This window comes from Pseudomonas inefficax (assembly GCF_900277125.1).
In the GTDB taxonomy this organism is placed as follows: domain Bacteria; phylum Pseudomonadota; class Gammaproteobacteria; order Pseudomonadales; family Pseudomonadaceae; genus Aquipseudomonas; species Aquipseudomonas inefficax.
Window position 1 is genome coordinate 336630 of sequence record NZ_OPYN01000207.1, and the last position, 18586, is coordinate 355215.

Here is an 18586-nt window from a genome sequence, read left to right on the forward strand (position 1 = left end):
AAAGTAGGGTTCCGAACAGCCTGCGGCGGCGGGATGCCGCCGCAGGGTGCAACCATCAGCGCACAGGTGGCGCGTACTGGATGCCGCCGTTGTTCCACAGGGCGTTCATGCCACGGTCGATCTTCAGGTCGGTGCCCTGGCCCAGGTTCTTCTCGAACACTTCGCCGTAGTTGCCGACTTGCTTGACGATCTGCACTACCCAGTCCTTGGGCAGCTTGAGGTCCTTGCCGTACTCGCCGTCGGCACCCAGCAGGCGGGCGACATCCGGGTTCTTGGTGCCTTTGGCCTCGGCCTCGACGTTCTTCGAGGTGATGCCTGCCTCTTCGGCGTTGAGCATGGCGAACAGGGTCCACTTGACGATGCTGAACCACTCCTCGTCGCCCTTGCGTACCACCGGGCCCAGCGGTTCCTTGGAGATGGTTTCCGGCAGTACCACGTAGTCGGTCGGCGCGGCCAGCTTGGAGCGCTGGGCGAACAGCTGCGACTTGTCCGAGGTCAGCACGTCGCAACGGCCGGACTCCAGCGACTTGGCGCTTTCGTCAGAGGTATCGAAGGTGATCGGGGTGTACTTCAGGCCATTGGCGCGGAAGAAGTCCGACACGTTCAGCTCGGTGGTGGTACCGGCCTGGATGCAGATGGTTGCGCCATCGAGCTCCTTGGCGCTGGAGACACCCAGTTTCTTGTTGACCAGGAAGCCGACGCCGTCATAGTAGGTAACACCGGCGAATACCAGGCCCATGCCGGCATCACGCGAGCTGGTCCAGGTGGTGTTGCGTGACAGCACGTCGACTTCACCCGACTGCAGTGCGGTGAAGCGTTCCTTGGCGTTGAGCTGGCTGAACTTGACCTTGGTGGCGTCGCCGAACACGGCGGCGGCCACGGCGCGGCACACATCGGCGTCGATACCCACGATCTTGCCCTGCGCATCAGGTACCGAGAAGCCTGGAAGACCGTCGCTCACGCCACACTGGACGAAGCCCTTCTTCTTTACCGCATCGAGGGTGGCGCCAGCCTGGGCGTTGCTCACGGCGCCCAGCGCGGCGGCAGCGGTCAGGACTGCCAGGGTGGTTTTCAACATCTTCATTCACAACCTCCAAATCGCTCTTGTTGTATCGAGCCGGAATTGCACCGCACCCTTTTGAGGCGTATCCGACCCGTATTGGCTTGTTATTGGGTCAATTGGCGCAATGGACTGTTCTGTGACAGCCTTCGCGTGCAAAGGGTGTTACCGTCGCGGCCTGCCCTTTGCATCACAGGTTGGATTGCAAAGCGCGTACCAGCTTCGCTGGCTGTAGCGTTTAAGCGCTCGTCAAGTAGGGAAAGTTGTATCGTTGCGACATTCTTTTTCCGACAATCATTTGCAGCGCCTTCTTTTTACGCACGCCATAACAAGACCCGCACACTTTCGGAGCAGTCATGACCAACCCGCTGATTCTCGAACCGCAGAAAACCGCAGATGCCTGTGTGATCTGGTTGCACGGCCTGGGTGCCGACCGTTACGACTTCCTACCAGTGGCCGAATTCATGCAGGAGCGCCTGCTCGGTACCCGTTTCGTCATGCCCCAGGCTCCCACCCGCCCGGTAACCATCAACGGCGGCTACGCCATGCCCAGCTGGTACGACATCAAGGCCATGACCCCGGCCCGCGCCATCGACGAAGCGCAGCTGGAAGAATCGGCCGAGCAGCTCATTGGCCTGATCAAGGCCGAGCAGGCCAAAGGCATCAGCTTGTCGCGGATCTTCCTGGCCGGTTTCTCCCAAGGTGGCGCGGTGGTACTGCACACTGCCTATATAAAGTGGCAAGAAGCGCTGGGTGGCGTGATCGCCCTGTCCACCTACGCCCCCACCTTCAACGACCAGCATCAGTTGAGCGCCTGCCAGCAGCGTACGCCGGCCCTGTGCCTGCATGGCGTGCACGACCCGGTGGTGATCCCGGCGATGGGCCGCACCGCCTTCGAGTACCTGAATACCTGGGGCGTCGCCGCTCGCTGGCACGAATACCCGATGGAACATGAAGTGGCGGTGGAAGAGCTGAACGACATCCACGACTGGCTGGCCGAACAACTGCAATAAGCCGCAGCCGCCTGTAGTTGTAAGGCTATTCCACTACGCCGCGCCCGAAACTTGCATTACACTGCCCGGCGTACATTCCTTAACCAGTTGATGAGACGATCGTGCTCAAGGCACTCAAGAAAATTTTCGGCAAGGGAGACGCCGCGCCACAGGCCGTCGCTCCTGCTGCCAGCGTGTCGCCGCCTGCGACCGCACCCGCCAGCGAGGCCAGGCCTGCGGCAAAACCGGCCGCGCCACGCGCCAACCCCGCCCCCCTGGCCGAACAGCCTGCCGCCGTTACGCCAGCCGCCGACAAGCCGGCCAAGGACAAACCGCGTCGCGAGCGCAAGCCCAAACCACAGGCCAGCCTGTGGAAACCGGAAGACTTCGTGGTCGAGCCGCAGGAAGGCAAGACCCGCTTCCACGACTTCAAGCTGTCCAACGAACTGATGCACGCCATCCACGACCTGGGCTTCCCGTACTGCACGCCGATCCAGGCACAGGTACTGGGTTACACCCTGCGTGGCCAGGACGCCATCGGCCGGGCCCAGACCGGTACCGGCAAGACTGCGGCGTTCCTGATCTCGATCATTTCCCAGCTGCAGCAGACGCCGCCGCCGAAGGAACGCTACATGGGCGAGCCACGCGCGCTGATCATCGCGCCCACCCGCGAGCTGGTGGTGCAGATCGCCAAGGATGCCGTCGCCCTGACCAAGTACACCGGCCTGAACGTGATGAGCTTCGTCGGCGGCATGGACTTCGACAAGCAGCTCAAGGCCCTGGAAGCGCGCCATTGCGACATCCTGGTGGCCACTCCGGGCCGCCTGCTGGACTTCAACCAGCGCGGTGAGGTGCACCTGGACATGGTCGAGGTGATGGTGCTGGACGAAGCCGACCGCATGCTTGACATGGGGTTCATCCCGCAGGTGCGCCAGATCATTCGCCAGACGCCGCCGAAAAGCGAGCGCCAGACCCTGCTGTTCTCCGCCACCTTCACCGACGACGTGATGAACCTGGCCAAGCAGTGGACCACCAACCCGGCCATCGTCGAAATCGAGCCGGAGAACGTTGCCAGCGAAACGGTGGAACAGCACGTCTATGCGGTGGCCGGCAGCGACAAGTACAAGCTGCTGTACAACCTGGTGACCCAGAACAAGTGGGAACGGGTAATGGTGTTTGCCAACCGCAAGGACGAAGTGCGGCGCATCGAGGAAAAACTCGTGCGCGATGGCATCAACGCCGCGCAGTTGTCAGGCGACGTGCCGCAGCACAAGCGTATCCGTACCCTGGAGAGCTTCCGCGAAGGGCGCATCACCGTGCTGGTGGCCACCGACGTGGCGGGGCGTGGCATTCACATCGATGGCATCAGCCACGTGATCAACTTCACCCTGCCGGAAGACCCGGACGACTACGTACACCGCATTGGCCGGACCGGCCGTGCAGGCACCAGTGGTGTTTCGATCAGCTTTGCCGGTGAAGATGATTCGTACCAACTGCCAGCGATCGAAGAGCTGCTGGGGCGCAAGATCAAGTGTGAAATGCCGCCGGATGAGCTGCTCAAGCCGGTGCCGCGCAAGCATCACTGATTCATCAGCGCTGGCCTGCCCTCTGTAGGAGCGGCCTTGTGTCGCGAAAGGGCCGCATCGCGGCCCCAGGATTTCAGCATTAATGCAGAGATTGCTGGGGCCGCGATGCGGCCCTTTCGCGACACAAGGCCGCTCCTACAAGGAATCAGCGCAGCCTTGGCTACCAGCGCCCAGCCGCATCCTGGTCACTCTGCTTCCCTTCCACCCACCGCGCCCCTTCCTGGGTATTTTCCTTCTTCCAGAACGGCGCCCGGGTCTTCAGGTAATCCATGATGAAGTTGCAGGCATCGAACGCCGCCTGCCGATGAGCACTGGCCACGCCGACGAACACGATTGGCTCGCCCGGCTCCAGCGCACCGATGCGGTGCAGCACCTCCACCTTGAGCAGCGGCCAGCGCTGCTCGGCCTCGACCACGATCTTGGCCAGGGCCTTCTCGGTCATGCCCGGATAGTGCTCGAGGAACATCCCCGCCACTTCGCGGCCATCGTTGAAATCCCGCACGTAGCCGACAAAACCGACCACCGCGCCCACGCCGACATTTGCCGCGTGCATGGCATTGGTCTCGGCCCCCGGGTCGAACGCGCCTTCCTGTACTCGCACAGCCATGTTCAGCCTCCGGTCACCGGCGGGAAGAACGCCACTTCATCGCCCTCTTCCAGCGGTTCATCGAGCTTGCACAGCTCTTCGTTGCGCGCACACATCAGGTTCTGCTCGGCCAGCACTTCGTAATGCCCGCCCTTGGCCACCAAGGCCTGGCGCACATCGTCGAGCACCTTGAACGCGCCCTCCACCCGCTCCACATCCACGCCCAGCAATTCGCGGTAACGGGCGAAGTACATCACCTTGACCTTCATCACGCCTCCACCTTGTAGTGGCCGCTCTTGCCGCCGAGTTTTTCCAGCAGGCGCACCTGCTCGATGACCATGCCCTTATCCACAGCCTTGCACATGTCATAGATCGTCAGCGCGGCCACGCTGGCGGCGGTCAGCGCCTCCATCTCCACGCCGGTCTGCCCGGCCAGCTTGCAGCGGGCGACGATGCGCACGGCGTCCTGCCCCTCGGCGCTGAGCTCGACCTTTACGCTGGTCAGCATCAGCGGGTGGCACAGCGGGATCAGGTCGCTGGTCTTCTTCGCCGCCTGGATCCCGGCAATGCGCGCCACGGCGAACACGTCGCCCTTGGGGTGTTCACCGTCGACGATCATCTGCAAGGTCTGCGGCAACATGCGCACCCGCGCCTCGGCGGTGGCCTCGCGCTCGGTCACGGCCTTTTCAGTGACGTCGACCATGTTGGCCCGCCCCTGGGAATCAAGATGTGTCAGCACTGCTCTGCTCCTGTGAAGGGAACTCGCAGTGTAAACCTGTGAGTCAGGTTTGAGCAGAGGGGTGCGTCAACCGGGCCGGCCTCTTCGCGGGCACGCCCGCTCCCACAGGATTTGCACCTGGTTCGAGGCAGTGGAGATCCTGTGGGAGCGGGCGTGCCCGCGAAAAGGCCGGGCGGCGAACCGCCCGGCGGTGAGGGTTACAGATGTGACTCGGCGTACTCGGCCAGCACCGAGCGTGGCACGCCCTGCAGGGTGATGTGCACGCCATGGGGGAAGTCCTTGAAGCGCTCGGTCAGGTAGGTCAGGCCCGAGCTGGTCGCGGACAGGTAGGGGGTGTCGATCTGCGCCAGGTTGCCCAGGCAGACCACCTTGGACCCGGAGCCGGCACGAGTGATGATGGTTTTCATCTGGTGCGGCGTCAGGTTCTGGCACTCGTCGATCAGGATCAGGCTCTGCTGGAAGCTACGACCTCGGATGTAGTTCAGCGACTTGAACTGCAACGGCACACGTTCGAGGATGTATTCCACGCTGCCATGGGTGCTTTCGTCATCCATGTGCAAGGCTTCGAGGTTGTCGGTGATGGCGCCCAGCCAGGGCTCCATCTTCTCGGCCTCGGTGCCCGGCAGGAAGCCGATCTCCTGGTCCAGCCCCTGCACGCTGCGGGTGGCGATGATGCGCCGGTAGCGCTTGCTGACCATGGTCTGTTCGATGGCTGCGGCCAAGGCCAGGATGGTCTTGCCGGAACCGGCGGCGCCGGTCAGGTTGACCAAGTGGATATCCGGGTCGAGCAGGGCGAACAGCGCCAGGCTCTGGTGGATGTCCCGCGGTTTCAGGCCCCAGGCTTCCTGGTGCAGCAGCGGTTCCTGGTGCAGGTCGAGCAACAGCAGCTCATCGTTGCGGATACCCTTGATCCAGCCGACGAAACCCTGTTCATCGATGATGAACTCGTTGACATGAACCGCCGGCAGGTTGTCGATCAATTGCACGCGATGCCAGGTGCGGCCGCGCTCCTGGCGGGTATCGACCTTGCTCACCCGGTCCCAGAACGAACCGGTGACCGAATGGTAGCCCTTGGACAGCAAGGACACGTCATCGACCAATTGGTCGGTGCTGTAGTCCTCGGCCGCGATGCCACAGGCACGCGCCTTCAGGCGCATGTTGATGTCTTTGGTGACCAGCACAACGTCCAGGTCGGTGCGCCGGGCCCGTACTTCGAGCAACTGGTTGATGATGATGTTGTCGTTGAGGTTTTCCGGCAGCAGCTTGTTCGGCTCGTTGCGCGGAGTCATCAGGATGGACAGGAAGCCCTTGGGCCCGCTCTTGCCACGCTGGATCGGCACGCCCTGCTCGACATCGCTGGGAGAGGCGTCACCAAGGGTCTGATCGATCAGGCGAATGGCCTGGCGGCATTCGGCGGCGATGGTCTGTTTGCCGGTCTTGAGCTTGTCGAGTTCCTCCAGCACCGTCATCGGGATGGCGACATGGTGCTCCTCGAAGTTCAGTAACGCGTTGGGGTCGTGAATCAGGACGTTGGTATCGAGCACATACAGGATAGGCTTGCTGGAGGAAGGGTTGCGTCCTTGGTCATCCATACTCGGTCACCTTATGTCGAAGCCACACGGCGTGGTCTGTTACGCCGCAGAGTGACTGCCGCTGTCCCCGTATCCGCGTTGTTACGGGCGGGAAGCGAACCTGGCTAGGTGGGCCTGGATGACGCCACCTGTGCTGCAGGAATCGGCTGTCTGGTTTCTTCATACAGCAAAAATGATGACTAAAAAAAGTCTTTTTACGTGCAGGTGAAGTTTATTTTTCCAAATGACGAACAGGGGTTGGCGAGGGGGCGCGTGGGGGCTACAGTAAAAATTCAGGCTGGCATTGGCGGGGGGCGCTTCGCACCCCGATCGCGACACAAGGCCGCTCCTACAGGCATCGCGTAACCTTGTAGGAGCGGCCTTGCGTCGCGATGGGCCGCAAAGCGGCCCCTACCCCCTCAAGCCATAAGCTTGGCAATCTTCCCAACCAATCCCGCTCTGCGCCGTATTGCGCAACAGCCACTCCACCGCTGGCTGCGCCTTGGGCAGGCTGTCATGGAACTGGATCACCCCCTTGCGCCATAGCAGCATCAAGGTCAGCACCCGCTGGGCAGAGGCCTCGGCGCTCAGTGCGCCATCGTCCTGGGCATCGATGTCCCACAACGACACCTGCAACTGCTGGCTGGCCATGAACGCCTCGCCATCGGCCCGGCGCTGCCCGTAAGGCGGCCGAAACAACGGTACATACTGCTCCGGCAGGTCAGCCTGCACCCGCGCCTGGCTGCGCCGCAACGAGTCCTGCCAGCCGGTCCACTGCGCATGGGAGCGGTACTCCCAACCTTGGATCCCCACGCACTGCCCGCCATAGAGCTGGCGCAAGGCATCTGCCGCCCCGGCGTCGCGGCGTTGCTGCAGACGGTTGCCGAGCACGAAGAACGTACCTTCAAGCTTTTGTCGACGCAGGTAATCAGCCAGCAGATCGGTGCTGCCGCCATCCGGCCCGGGGCCGCCGACGAAGGTCAGCAGGAACATGCGGTCGTTCAGTTCATCCCCATTGCGCTCGCCCGGGGACAGCCGCTCCACCTCGCTGCTGGTCTGTGGCAGCAACGCAGCCTTGCGCAGTTGGTCGTCCAGATAACGGACATGGAACTGATGGCTAGGCTCGATCCAGCCTGTATAGAACGTGCCGACATCAGCGGCGAATGTCGCTGCCTGCGTACGCAAATCCGCCATCGACGTGACCGGATAGCAGAACGACGCATCCTGCTCGCAACTGCGCTGCGCCTGTTGATACCCTTCCCACAAACGCTGCCACATGCGCGCCCGCACCTGGCGCACCTTCTGCAGGTTGACCTGCCTTAGCCCCAAGCGTGCCGCCAGCGCCGCGTCGTCCAGCAGTTCGCTTTCGTGCAGCACCTGGGCGAACGAGAGGATCTCGGCCCGCGAGGCCACATCGAACAACGCCGGGCTGTCCAGCTGTTCAGGCCACAGGCTCCGGTCCAGGCTCGGCTGGGGTGAAGGGGCGGCTTGCGCGGCCAGGCTCAGCAGAGCGGCCAGCAAGGCAGAGGCAATACGCACGGTTGAAGGCTCCGCAACGGCGAAACGCGCACTATAGCCTCTGCATCGGCCATGGTCTGTGACTATCGTCGCCATAGTTTGGAGTTGCACTGTCCAGCCCGTAGAATTCCCGGCCAACGATGCCAGGAGCCGACCCGATGCTGACGGTGATTTCACCCGCCAAGACCCTCGACTACGACACCCCGCCGGTAACCGAGCGTTTCACCCTGCCCCAGTACCTGGACGACTCCCAGGAGCTGATCCAGCAGCTACGCGACCTGTCGCCGGCGCAGATCAGCGAACTGATGCATCTGTCCGACAAGCTCGCCGGCCTGAATGCCGCGCGCTTCGGCAGCTGGACCCCGGACTTCACCCCGGCCAATGCCAAGCAGGCGCTGCTGGCGTTCAAGGGTGACGTGTACACCGGCCTCGACGCCGAGAGCTTGAGCGAGGATGACTTCAGCTACGCCCAGCAGCACTTGCGCATGCTTTCGGGGCTGTACGGCCTGCTGCGCCCGCTCGACCTGATGCAACCCTACCGCCTGGAAATGGGCACCAAGCTGGCCAACGCCCGCGGCAAGGACCTGTACGCCTTCTGGGGCACGCGCATCAGCGAATGGCTGAACCAGGCCCTGGCCGAACAAGGTGATGATGTGCTACTGAACCTGGCCAGCAACGAGTATTTCAGCGCGGTAAAACGCAGTGCGCTGAAAGCCCGGGTGATCAATGTCGACTTCAAGGACCTGAAGAACGGCCAGTACAAGATCATCAGCTTCTACGCCAAGAAGGCACGGGGGATGATGAGCCGCTTCGTGATCCAGCAGCGCATCAGCGAGCCGGAGCAGCTCAAGCAGTTCGATGTACAGGGGTACTACTACAGTGCAGAGCAGTCGAAGCCGGACCACCTGGTGTTCCTGCGCGATCATCCTTCCGAATAGTCAGGCAATACACAATCCCCTGTAGGAGCGGCCTTGTGTCGCGAAAGGGCCGCATAGCGGCCCCGGCAATTTCTGCTTTGATGCTGAAATCCTGGGGCCGCTGCGCGGCCCTTTCGCGACACAAGGCCGCTCCTACAAAAAGCGCTCCCCTCCTTACCCCTCCGCCCCGCAACAGGGCACGACGCAAAGCGCCATCACGCCATAAAACCAACGCCAAAAAATCGACACGCCACCACTTATAGCCAAACGCCATAAGACCGTTCGTAGCTTTTTTGACGAATTTTTCAAAATATTTTTCGATGCTGGCACAAAAATATCTCGCAACAGTTTCGCCCTTTATATATAGGGGCAAAACACCCGTGTGCTATCAGATTGAAATTGTCTGCCACTGAAAAAATATTTAGAAATCTTTCATCCGCGCCGAACCCACCCCGGAACTTCTGCTACGACGAATCGCTCATAGTGCCGTAACGATTTTCCTGCCCCCGGGCTGTGAGAGATGACTTACAGATGACAACGGCAGGTATCCACTACCAGCCCCAACAACTTCGACAGGTATGACGGCAACCCCCGAAGACCCTGTCCACGCAGGAGAGACGCGTCCCTTACAATTCGTCCTAGTGGTTGATTTCAAAGGATTTTTCCACTTGAAAAAACAAGCACAGCAAAGCGCCATGTAGCGCATTGCAATAAAGACGGCTGCATTCCAGGGCACGTTTTTTAATTAATGGCTTTTTACTGCCACATTTGAGTGCATAACTTTTTGCGCTCCGGATTTATTTTGCCTGCGCTCGGCGAAGTGTGCATTTCGCCATGGATCCGTGCGCCCGAAAACTGTTGTTAATCAACCCAGCCCGGCTCTCTCCAGAGGCGCCGGCGTGATAAACACATGAGGTGATAGCGATGCGTATCAGCATCTTTGGTTTGGGTTATGTGGGTGCAGTCTGTGCAGGCTGCCTGACGGCGCGAGGCCATGAAGTGATCGGTGTGGACGTATCCAGCACCAAGATCGACCTGATCAATCAGGGCAAGTCGCCCATCGTCGAACCTGGCCTGGAAGCACTGCTGCAACAGGGCATCGCCAACGGCCGCCTGCGCGGTACTACCGATTTCGCCGAAGCCATCCGTGCCAGCGACGTATCGATGATCTGCGTGGGTACCCCAAGCAAGAAGAACGGCGACCTGGGCCTCGAATACATCGAGTCGGTTTGCCGCGAGATCGGCTACGTGCTGCGTGACAGCGAGCGCCGCCACACCATCGTGGTGCGCAGCACCGTGCTGCCGGGCACCGTGAAGAACGTGGTCATCCCGATCCTCGAAGACTGCTCGGGCAAGAAAGCCGGTGTCGACTTCGGCGTCGCGGTCAACCCGGAATTCCTGCGTGAAAGCACCGCGATCAAGGACTACGACCAGCCACCGATGACCGTCATCGGCGAACTGGACAGCGCCAGCGGCGACATCCTGCAGGCCCTGTACGAAGAGCTCGACGCACCGATCATCCGCAAGCCGATCGAAGTGGCCGAGATGATCAAGTACACCTGCAACGTGTGGCACGCCACCAAAGTCACCTTCGCCAACGAGATCGGCAACATCGCCAAGGCCGTAGGCGTGGATGGTCGTGACGTGATGGACGTGGTCTGCCAGGACAAAGTGCTGAACCTGTCCCAGTACTACATGCGCCCTGGCTTCGCCTTCGGCGGCTCGTGCCTGCCCAAGGACGTACGTGCCCTCACCTATCGTGCCGCCAGCCTCGATGTACGCGCACCGCTGCTCGACTCGCTGATGCGCAGCAACGAATCGCAGGTGCAGAACGCCTTCGAGCTGATCGAAGCCCACGACAAGCGCAAGGTCGCACTGCTGGGCCTGAGCTTCAAGGCCGGTACCGACGACCTGCGTGAAAGCCCGCTGGTGGAGCTGGCCGAACGCCTGATCGGCAAGGGCTACCAGCTGGACATCTACGACGAGAACGTCCAGTACGCCCGCGTCCACGGCGCCAACAAGGACTACATCGAGTCGAAGATCCCGCACGTGTCGTCGCTGCTCAACGCCGACTTCCAGAAGGTGATCGACAACGCCGACATCATCGTCCTGGGCAACCGTGACGAGCAGTTCCGTGAACTGGCCCAGCAAGCGCCGGCCGGCAAGCACGTGATCGACCTGGTCGGTTTCATGAGCAAACCGACCTGCGCCACCAGCCGTACCGAAGGCATCTGCTGGTAAGTGCTGGCCGGGCAGCGGTGTGGCTCTCGACAAGAGCGGCACCACCGCTGCCCACCTTTTCCCGAATTCTCGACGGATGCTGAACATGCAAAGGATCCAGACAGTGCTGTTGCAGTGCGCCGGTTGGCTGCTCTACATGAGTCTGCTCATGTTGATCGCCCTGGCCCTGCCAGCCGATATCTTCGACTCGCAGTCGAAGCACTTCATCTTCCTGGTCGGCGCAGTCGGCATCTGGCGCTATTCCATGGGCGCCACCCACTTCATCCGCGGCATGATCTTCCTCTACGGTGTGTACCCGTACCTGCGCCGCAAGGTGCAGAAGATGGGCAAGGACGCCGACCCGTCCCACGTGTACCTGATGGTGACCAGCTTCCGCATCGAAGCACTCACCACCGCCCAGGTGTACAGCTCGGTGATCCGCGAGGCGATCAACTGTGGCTTCCCCACCACCGTGGTCTGCTCGCTGGTGGAGATGTCGGACGAACTGCTGGTGAAAAGCCTGTGGGCCAAGTACAACCCGCCAGCCCACGTGAAACTGGACATCGTGCGCATCGCCGGTACCGGCAAGCGTGACGGCCTGGCCTACGGTTTCCGTGCGATCTCGCGCATGCTGCCGGACGAGAACGCTGTAGTGGCGGTGATCGACGGCGACACCGTGCTGGGCGATGGCGTGGTACGCAAGACCGTGCCGTGGTTCAAGCTGTTCCCCAACGTCGGCGGCCTGACCACCAACGAGTTCTGCGAAGTGCGTGGCGGCTACATCATGAGCGAGTGGCACAAGCTGCGCTTCGCCCAGCGCCACATCAACATGTGCTCGATGGCCCTGTCCAAGCGCGTGCTGACCATGACCGGGCGCATGTCGATGTTCCGCGCCAGCGTGGTGACCAACCCCGAGTTCATCGCCGACGTCGAAAGCGACTCGCTGATGCACTGGCGCCTGGGCCGCTTCAAGTTCCTCACCGGTGACGACAAGTCCAGCTGGTTCAGCCTGATGCGCCTGGGCTACGACACCTTCTACGTGCCGGACGCCGCCATCAACACCGTCGAGCACCCGCCGGAGAAGAGCTTCCTCAAGGCCAGCCGCAAGCTGATGTACCGCTGGTACGGCAACAACCTGCGGCAGAACTCCCGTGCGCTGGGCCTGGGCCTGCGCCGCCTGGGGCTGTTCACCAGCATCGTGCTGTTCGACCAGCGCGTGTCGATGTGGACCAGCCTGCTGGGCCTGACCGTGGCGGTGATCGCCAGCCTCAAGTTCGGCTTGGGCTTCCTGCTGGTGTACCTGCTGTGGATCGGCATCACCCGCCTGATCCTCACCATCATGCTGCTGTGCTCCGGCCACAACGTCGGCCCGGCCTACCCGCTGATTCTCTATTACAACCAGATCGTCGGCGCGCTGATGAAGATCTACGTGTTCTTCCGCCTCGACAAGCAGTCCTGGACGCGTCAGCCCACTGCCCTCAAGCGTGACCTCGCCAGCTTTCAACAATGGTTCAACACCTGGTCCTCGCGGACCATGACCTTCTCGGCTGCCAGCATCTTCGTTGCTGTGCTGTTCATGGTCGTGTGAGCCCAACCCGGATCGGAACTAACAGGAACAAAACACATGAATACCGCCGTGAACGTCAACGTCGTGCATGAGTCCGAAGCCCAGCGCCAGCATGCCCGGGTACGCATCCCCGCCAAGCTGCGGTTCCTCGACCCTCAGCGCCAGGCCCACGATGTGAAGGTCGACGACCTCTCCGCCGGTGGCCTGAGCTTCCACACCAAGCAACCACTGTCGGTTGGCGACGTGCTCCGCGGACGGCTGCAGTTCACGGTCGACAACCTCGGCCTGTCGATGGACATCGAGTTCCAGGTGCGCTCCTACCACCCGGACAATGGCCGCACCGGCGCGCAGTTCCAGAACCTCGAGCCACGTGACATCGCCACCTTGCGACACATCATCACCTCGCACCTGTCGGGTGAGCTGATCACTGCCGGCGATGTGCTCAGCACCTTGCAGCGCGACAACTTCACCAAGGCGCGCAAGCAGAAGGACGGCGGTGCCGGCCTGAGCGCCTTCGGCCGCCTCAAGGCGGTCACCGTCACCCTCGGCGTATTCGTGGTCGGTGTCGCCGCCTTCGGCTTCATCGCCAAGTCGCTGTACGGCATGTACTTCGTCAGCCATGCCGAAGCCGGCGTGGTCGCGGTACCCACCACCAACGTCACCATGCCGCGCGACGGCACCGTGAACAGCCTGGTCGAAAGCGGCGGGCAGATCGCCAAGGGCGCGCCACTGGCCAGCTTCACCACCAGCATGCTGGACATGCTCAAGGGCAACCTGGAGGACGCACAGCTGGAGCCGGCGAAGATCGAGGAACTGTTCGGCAAGCAGCTGTCCGGCACCCTCACCAGCCCCTGTGATTGCGTGGTTGCCCGCCAGCTGGTGGACAACGGCCAGTACGCTGCCAAGGGCCAGCCGATCTTCCAGCTGATCCCACGCACCACCAACCCGATGATCGAGGCGCGCTTCACCTACCGCCAGTTCGACGAGGTCAAGCCAGGTACCCAGGTCAACTTCCAGGTAGCCGGCGAAGACGAAGTGCGCACCGGCCAGATCGTCAGCAGCGCCAGCCTCAACAGCGAAGATCTGGCCGCCGACATCCGCGTGCAGATCAAGCCCGACAGCGCCCTGCCCGCCGAACTCGCCGGCCGCCCGGCTTCGGTCAACAGCGACCGTGGCCCATCGCTGAACTGGCTGATCGACAAAGCCATGGCCCGTGGGCTGTAAGAGGACAAGCCTATGACTAGCAGACAACCCGATACCTGTGGGAGCTGGCTTGCCGGCGATCGAGTGCGCAGCACTCGCCCAGCAGATGTATCGCCTGCACTGGCCAATCGCCGGCAAGCCAGCTCCCACAGGGTTCGTGTGAACCTTGGTTTGTGTGGCCTGGCCATGGCCATCGCCTTGGCCGGCTGTGCAGGCCTGCCCGACCAGCGCCTGGCCAACGAAGCCATGAAGCGCGGTGACACGGCACTGGCCGAGCGCAACTACAAGGCGCTGGCCGACCTGGGCTACAGCGAAGCGCAAGTGGGCCTGGCCGACATCAAGGTCGCCACCCGCGATCCGGCGAAAATCAAGGAAGCCGAGGCCACCTACCGCGCCGCGGCCGCCATTTCGCCGCGTGCCCAGGCACGCCTTGGCCGCCTGCTGGTGGCCAAGCCTGACAGCACCCAGGCCGAGCGCGAAGAAGCCGAAACCCTGCTCAAGCAAGCCGCCAAGCAGGGCGAAAGCAACACCCTGATCCCGCTGGCGATGCTCTACCTGAGCTACCCGCAGAGCTTCCCCAAGGTCAACGCGCAGCAGCAGATCGACCAGTGGCGCGCCGCCGGCAACCCGGAAGCGGGCCTGGCCCAGGTGCTGCTGTATCGCACCCAGGGCACCTACGACCAGCACCTGGGCGAAGTGGAGAAAATCTGCAAGGCCGCACTGAACACCACCGACATCTGCTACGTCGAACTGGCCACCGTGTACCAGAAGCGTGGCCAGGCCGACCAACAGGCTGCCCTGCTCGGCCAGCTCAAGGCCGCCTACGCCCGTGGCGCAGTACCGGCCACCAGGGTCGACAGCGTTGCCCGGGTACTGGCTGACCGCAGCCTCGGCCAGACCGACGAGAAAACGGCCAAGGACCTGCTCGAACAGGTGGCCCCGGCCAACCCGGCGTCCTGGGTCAGCCTGGCGCAACTGGTGTACGACTTCCCCGAGCTGGGCGATACCGACCAGTTGATGGCCTACATCGACAAGGGCCGCGAAGCCGAGCAGCCACGCGCCGAACTGTTGCTGGGCCGCCTGTACTACGAAGGCAAGACCCTGCCTGCGGATGCGGCCAAAGCCGAACAACACCTGCAGGCCGCCGCCGACGCCGGCGAAGTCAGCGCCCATTACTACCTTGGCCAGCTGTACCGCCGCGGCTACCTGGGCAACGTCGAGCCGCAGAAGGCCGTCGACCACCTGCTGGCCGCCGCCCGTGGCGGGCAGAACAGCGCCGACTATGCCCTGGCCCAGCTGTTCAGCGAAGGCCACGGCATTCGCCCGCAACCGGGCAACGCCTGGGTATTCGCCCAGCTGGCCCAGGTCAACCCGACGCCGCAGTCCGCTGAACTGCTGCAGCAGCTCGACCAGCAACTCACGCCTGACCAGCGCAGCCAGGCGCAAACCCTGCTCGCGCAAGAGAAGCAGGCCCGCGGCAGCATGAGCCAGGGCGCCAACAGCACCCTGGCCATCGAAGCCCTGCAAGACGACGAAAAAGAAGTAACCGGTGAGGACTCGCTATGACGCTCAATCCCTTCGTGAAAGCCGGCATCGGCCTGAGCTTCGCCCTGCTTTGGTCTTGCCCGACCCTGGCGGAAATGACCGCTGAAAAGAACTTCGGCCTGGATGTGAAAATCACCGGCCAGTCGGAAGACGACCGTGACCTGGGCACCCGCTCCGGCGGCGACGTCAACGGCCTGGGTCTCGACCTGCGCCCCTGGGTATATGGCGAGCGTGGCAACTGGAGCGCCTATGCCATGGGCCAGGCCGTCACTGCGACCGACACCATCGAAACCGACACCCTGCGCCAGAACGACGACGGCACCAGCACCGATACCGCTGCCGACGGCCGTGAACAGGACAAGAGCTACCTGGCCATGCGTGAATTCTGGGTCGGCTACAGCGGCCTCACCGCCTACCCCGGCGAGCAGCTGCGTTTCGGCCGCCAGCGCCTGCGCAGCGACGATGGCATGTGGCGTGACACCAACATCGAAGCACTGAACTGGACCTTCGATACCACCCTGCTCAAGGCCGACCTGGGCGTGGCCCAGCGCTTCAGCGAATACCGCACCGACCTCACCGAGCTGGCCCCGGAAGACAAGGACCGCACGCACCTCTACGGCAACGTCGCCACGCAATGGACGCCTGGCCACTGGGTCGGCGTACGCGCCCACCACACCCACGACGGCGGCAGCCTGAAGAACCCGGGCGAAACCGTCGATGCGCTGGACAAGACCCGCACCGGCGACCTCACCTGGCTGGGCCTGGAAGCGAACAGCGACGCCTACAACTGGCGCAACGACCACACCGTCAACTACTGGGGCAGCGTCACCTGGCTGACCGGTGATCGCGACACCCTCAGCAGCCAGGTCGTCGGTGACGAAACCGTGGCCACCGGCAAGCAGAGCGGTGACGTCAACGCCTGGGCCACCGACCTCGGCATCCGCCTGCGCCTCGACCCGCAATGGCAGGTCGGTGCGGCCTACGCCCGTGGCAGCGGCGGCGGTGGCGACGACGGTTCGAGCAACTACGAGCAGACCGGCCTCGAGAGCAACCGCTCCAACTACACCGGTACCCGTTCGCGCGTGCACCGCTTTGGTGAAGCCTTCCGAGGCGAGCTGGGCAACCTGCAGGCGGCCACCCTGTTCGCCTCGTGGCAGCTGCGCGACGACTACGACGCCAGCTTCATCTACCACAAATTCTGGCGTGTCGATGGCAACCAGAACATTGGTTCCAGCGGCATCAACGCGGTGGTCAACGACAACGGTGTGAACCGCCCGCTGGTCGATGGCGAGAAGGACCTTGGCCAGGAAATGGACGTGGTCGTGACCAAGTACTTCAAGCAAGGCCTGCTGCCGGCTTCGATGAGCCAGGCCATCGACGAGCCATCTGCCCTGGTGCGCCTGCGCGCCGGCGTGTTCAAGCCGGGCGATGCCTACGGCAAGGAAGCGGACTCGTACATGCACCGCGCCTTCGTCGACGTGATCTGGCGCTTCTGAGGCCGGTAGAGGACTTACCGTTATGAACCTTCACCCGCACTTACGTCACAGCCTGTTGGCCAGCGCCTTGCTGCTGGCCAGCGGCCTGGTGGCTGCCGCAGAGCCCAAGGTGATCGCCAAGGAGCTGCAGCAGGCCAAGACCTACACGGTCTCCAGCGCACCGGTCGAGCCGCTGCACATGGACCCGCCGAAGCTGCCCGACCTGACCGGCTACACCGCCGAGGCGGTGCAGAAGAAAATCGACCGCCGCCACAAGGGCAAGGTCAGCCTGCGCCGCATGTTCCAGGAGGACACCCTCAAGGAATTCGTCGGCGGCGACAACAAGGCGGCCGAGTGGGTCCAGCGCCAGCATGGCATTCCGCAGGCGATCTTCGTCGATGACGGCCATGTCGACCTGGTCGAGCTGAGCAAGAAGGTACCCAAGCAGTACCTCAGCGAAGTCGAGCCGGGCGTCTACCTGGCGCGCCTGCCGATCGTGGTCGGGCAGAAGGGCATCCTCGAGATCAACGGCAAGGTCAAGCAGCTGCGCCTGTCCCAGGAAGGCGGTTCGTTCCTGGTCAACGACGGCAAGCTGTTCGTCACCGACACCCAGGTGACCGGCTGGAGAGAAAAGGACAACGGCCCGGCGACCTTCCGCTCGCCCAAGGAATTCCGCCCGTTCCTGTTGTCGTGGGGCGGCACCGAGACCTACATCGTCAACACCAAAATGGCCAGCTTCGGCTACGCCAAGTCCAAGTCGTACGGCGTGAGCATCTCGCAGTACACGCCGAACATGGCCAAGCGCATGGGCCGCCCGGAGCCCACCGGCTGGATCATCGGTTCTGAATTCAGCGACATGTGGTACGGCTTCTACTGCTACGAAACCCAGGACTTCGTGGTCAAGGACAGCACCTACCGCGACAACATCGTCTACGGCATCGACCCGCACGACCGCTCGCACCGGCTGATCATCGCCGGCAACACGGTGTACGGCACCAAGAAGAAGCACGGCATCATCGTCTCGCGTGAAGTCAACGACAGCTGGATCATCAACAACAAGAGCTTCGACAACAAGCTCTCGGGCGTGGTGATCGACCGTAACAGCGTCAACAACCTGATTGCCTACAACGAGATCTACCGCAACCACACCGACGGCATCACCCTGTACGAAAGTGGCGACAACCTGATCTGGGGCAACAAGGTGATCAACAACCGCCGCCACGGCATCCGCGTGCGTAACAGCGTGAACATCCGCCTGTACGAAAACGTCGCCATGGCCAACGGCCTGGTCGGTGTGTACGGGCACATCAAGGACCTGTCCGACACCGACCGCGACATTGCCCTCGACCCGTTCGACACCAAGGTGTCGCTGATCCTGGTCGGCGGCGAACTGGCGGCCAACGGCTCCGGCCCATTGTCCATCGACTCGCCGCTGTCGGTCGAGCTGTACAAGGTAAGCATGCTCGCCCCGCGCAAGGCCAGCGGCATCAGCCTCAACGGCATCCTCGGCGAACGCCAGGACGAAATCCTCGACCTGCTGGTACGCCAGCAAAAGGCTGTGCTGATCGACCCGGTCGAACGCCAGACCGAAATGATCGATTAAGGAA

The 18586-nt window shown here is 62.6% G+C and carries 15 protein-coding genes; 9 read left to right on the forward strand and 6 right to left on the reverse strand.

All coding sequences use genetic code 11. The annotated features are described in order from the left end of the window. Positions 1-55: 55 nt before the first annotated feature. Entirely contained in the window at positions 56-1084 is a 1029-nt protein-coding gene (locus JV551A3_RS26600; RefSeq protein WP_075046278.1) for an amino acid ABC transporter substrate-binding protein, read from the reverse strand. Positions 1085-1416: 332 nt separating this feature from the next. Here JV551A3_RS26600 and JV551A3_RS26605 point away from each other — a divergent pair, with 332 nt between their 5' ends. Both JV551A3_RS26605 and rhlB read left to right on the forward strand, forming a co-directional pair. Continuing rightward, positions 1417-2073 carry an alpha/beta hydrolase gene (locus JV551A3_RS26605; RefSeq protein WP_133979229.1) on the forward strand — a complete coding sequence of 219 codons (657 nt, stop codon included), beginning with the start codon at positions 1417-1419 and terminating at the stop codon, positions 2071-2073. Between the two features lie 101 nt (positions 2074-2174). Then, on the forward strand, positions 2175-3638 hold the full coding sequence (gene rhlB / locus JV551A3_RS26610; protein WP_133975314.1) for an ATP-dependent RNA helicase RhlB: 1464 nt from the start codon (positions 2175-2177) through the stop codon (positions 3636-3638). A 160-nt stretch (positions 3639-3798) separates the two neighbouring features. Here rhlB and moaE read toward each other — a convergent pair whose 3' ends face one another. The 5 genes from moaE to JV551A3_RS26635 all read right to left on the reverse strand — a co-directional run bounded on the left by moaE (position 3799) and on the right by JV551A3_RS26635 (position 8073). After that, positions 3799-4245, reverse strand: coding sequence for a molybdopterin synthase catalytic subunit MoaE (gene moaE / locus JV551A3_RS26615; protein ID WP_025340575.1), 447 nt, complete (start codon positions 4243-4245; stop codon positions 3799-3801). 2 nt (positions 4246-4247) lie between these two features. Then, complete coding sequence (locus JV551A3_RS26620) at positions 4248-4493, reverse strand: MoaD/ThiS family protein (protein WP_133975323.1); 246 nt, start codon at positions 4491-4493, stop codon at positions 4248-4250. Beyond that, positions 4493-4963, reverse strand: coding sequence for a cyclic pyranopterin monophosphate synthase MoaC (gene moaC / locus JV551A3_RS26625; protein ID WP_003251775.1), 471 nt, complete (start codon positions 4961-4963; stop codon positions 4493-4495). Before moaC ends, JV551A3_RS26620 begins: the two co-directional genes overlap by 1 nt. 197 nt (positions 4964-5160) lie before the next feature. Next, positions 5161-6555 (reverse strand): PhoH family protein, encoded by a 1395-nt coding sequence (locus tag JV551A3_RS26630; protein WP_013974146.1) that lies wholly within the window; start codon positions 6553-6555, stop codon positions 5161-5163. Positions 6556-6945: 390 nt separating this feature from the next. After that, positions 6946-8073 carry a polysaccharide deacetylase family protein gene (locus JV551A3_RS26635; protein WP_133975325.1) on the reverse strand — a complete coding sequence of 376 codons (1128 nt, stop codon included), beginning with the start codon at positions 8071-8073 and terminating at the stop codon, positions 6946-6948. Positions 8074-8210: 137 nt separating this feature from the next. On the opposite strand from JV551A3_RS26635, the gene yaaA reads away from it, so the two are divergent. From yaaA to algG, 7 genes are all read left to right on the forward strand, one after another. Continuing rightward, on the forward strand, positions 8211-8990 hold the full coding sequence (gene yaaA / locus JV551A3_RS26640; RefSeq protein ID WP_133979231.1) for a peroxide stress protein YaaA: 780 nt from the start codon (positions 8211-8213) through the stop codon (positions 8988-8990). 903 nt (positions 8991-9893) lie between these two features. Then, positions 9894-11210 (forward strand): nucleotide sugar dehydrogenase, encoded by a 1317-nt coding sequence (locus tag JV551A3_RS26645; RefSeq protein ID WP_112250245.1) that lies wholly within the window; start codon positions 9894-9896, stop codon positions 11208-11210. 85 nt (positions 11211-11295) lie between these two features. After that, complete coding sequence (locus JV551A3_RS26650) at positions 11296-12777, forward strand: glycosyltransferase family 2 protein (protein WP_085614376.1); 1482 nt, start codon at positions 11296-11298, stop codon at positions 12775-12777. A gap of 36 nt (positions 12778-12813) precedes the next feature. Then, positions 12814-13980, forward strand: a complete 1167-nt coding sequence (locus JV551A3_RS26660) for an alginate biosynthesis protein Alg44 (RefSeq protein WP_133975329.1) — start codon at positions 12814-12816, stop codon at positions 13978-13980. Between the two features lie 165 nt (positions 13981-14145). Next, positions 14146-15525 carry an alginate biosynthesis TPR repeat lipoprotein AlgK gene (gene algK, locus JV551A3_RS26665; RefSeq protein WP_133979238.1) on the forward strand — a complete coding sequence of 460 codons (1380 nt, stop codon included), beginning with the start codon at positions 14146-14148 and terminating at the stop codon, positions 15523-15525. Next, positions 15522-17000, forward strand: a complete 1479-nt coding sequence (locus tag JV551A3_RS26670) for an alginate export family protein (RefSeq protein WP_013974153.1) — start codon at positions 15522-15524, stop codon at positions 16998-17000. Before algK ends, JV551A3_RS26670 begins: the two co-directional genes overlap by 4 nt. A gap of 22 nt (positions 17001-17022) precedes the next feature. Further along, a complete protein-coding gene (gene algG / locus JV551A3_RS26675; RefSeq protein ID WP_133975333.1) occupies positions 17023-18582 on the forward strand; it encodes a mannuronan 5-epimerase AlgG in 1560 nt (519 codons plus the stop codon). Positions 18583-18586: the final 4 nt, after the last annotated feature.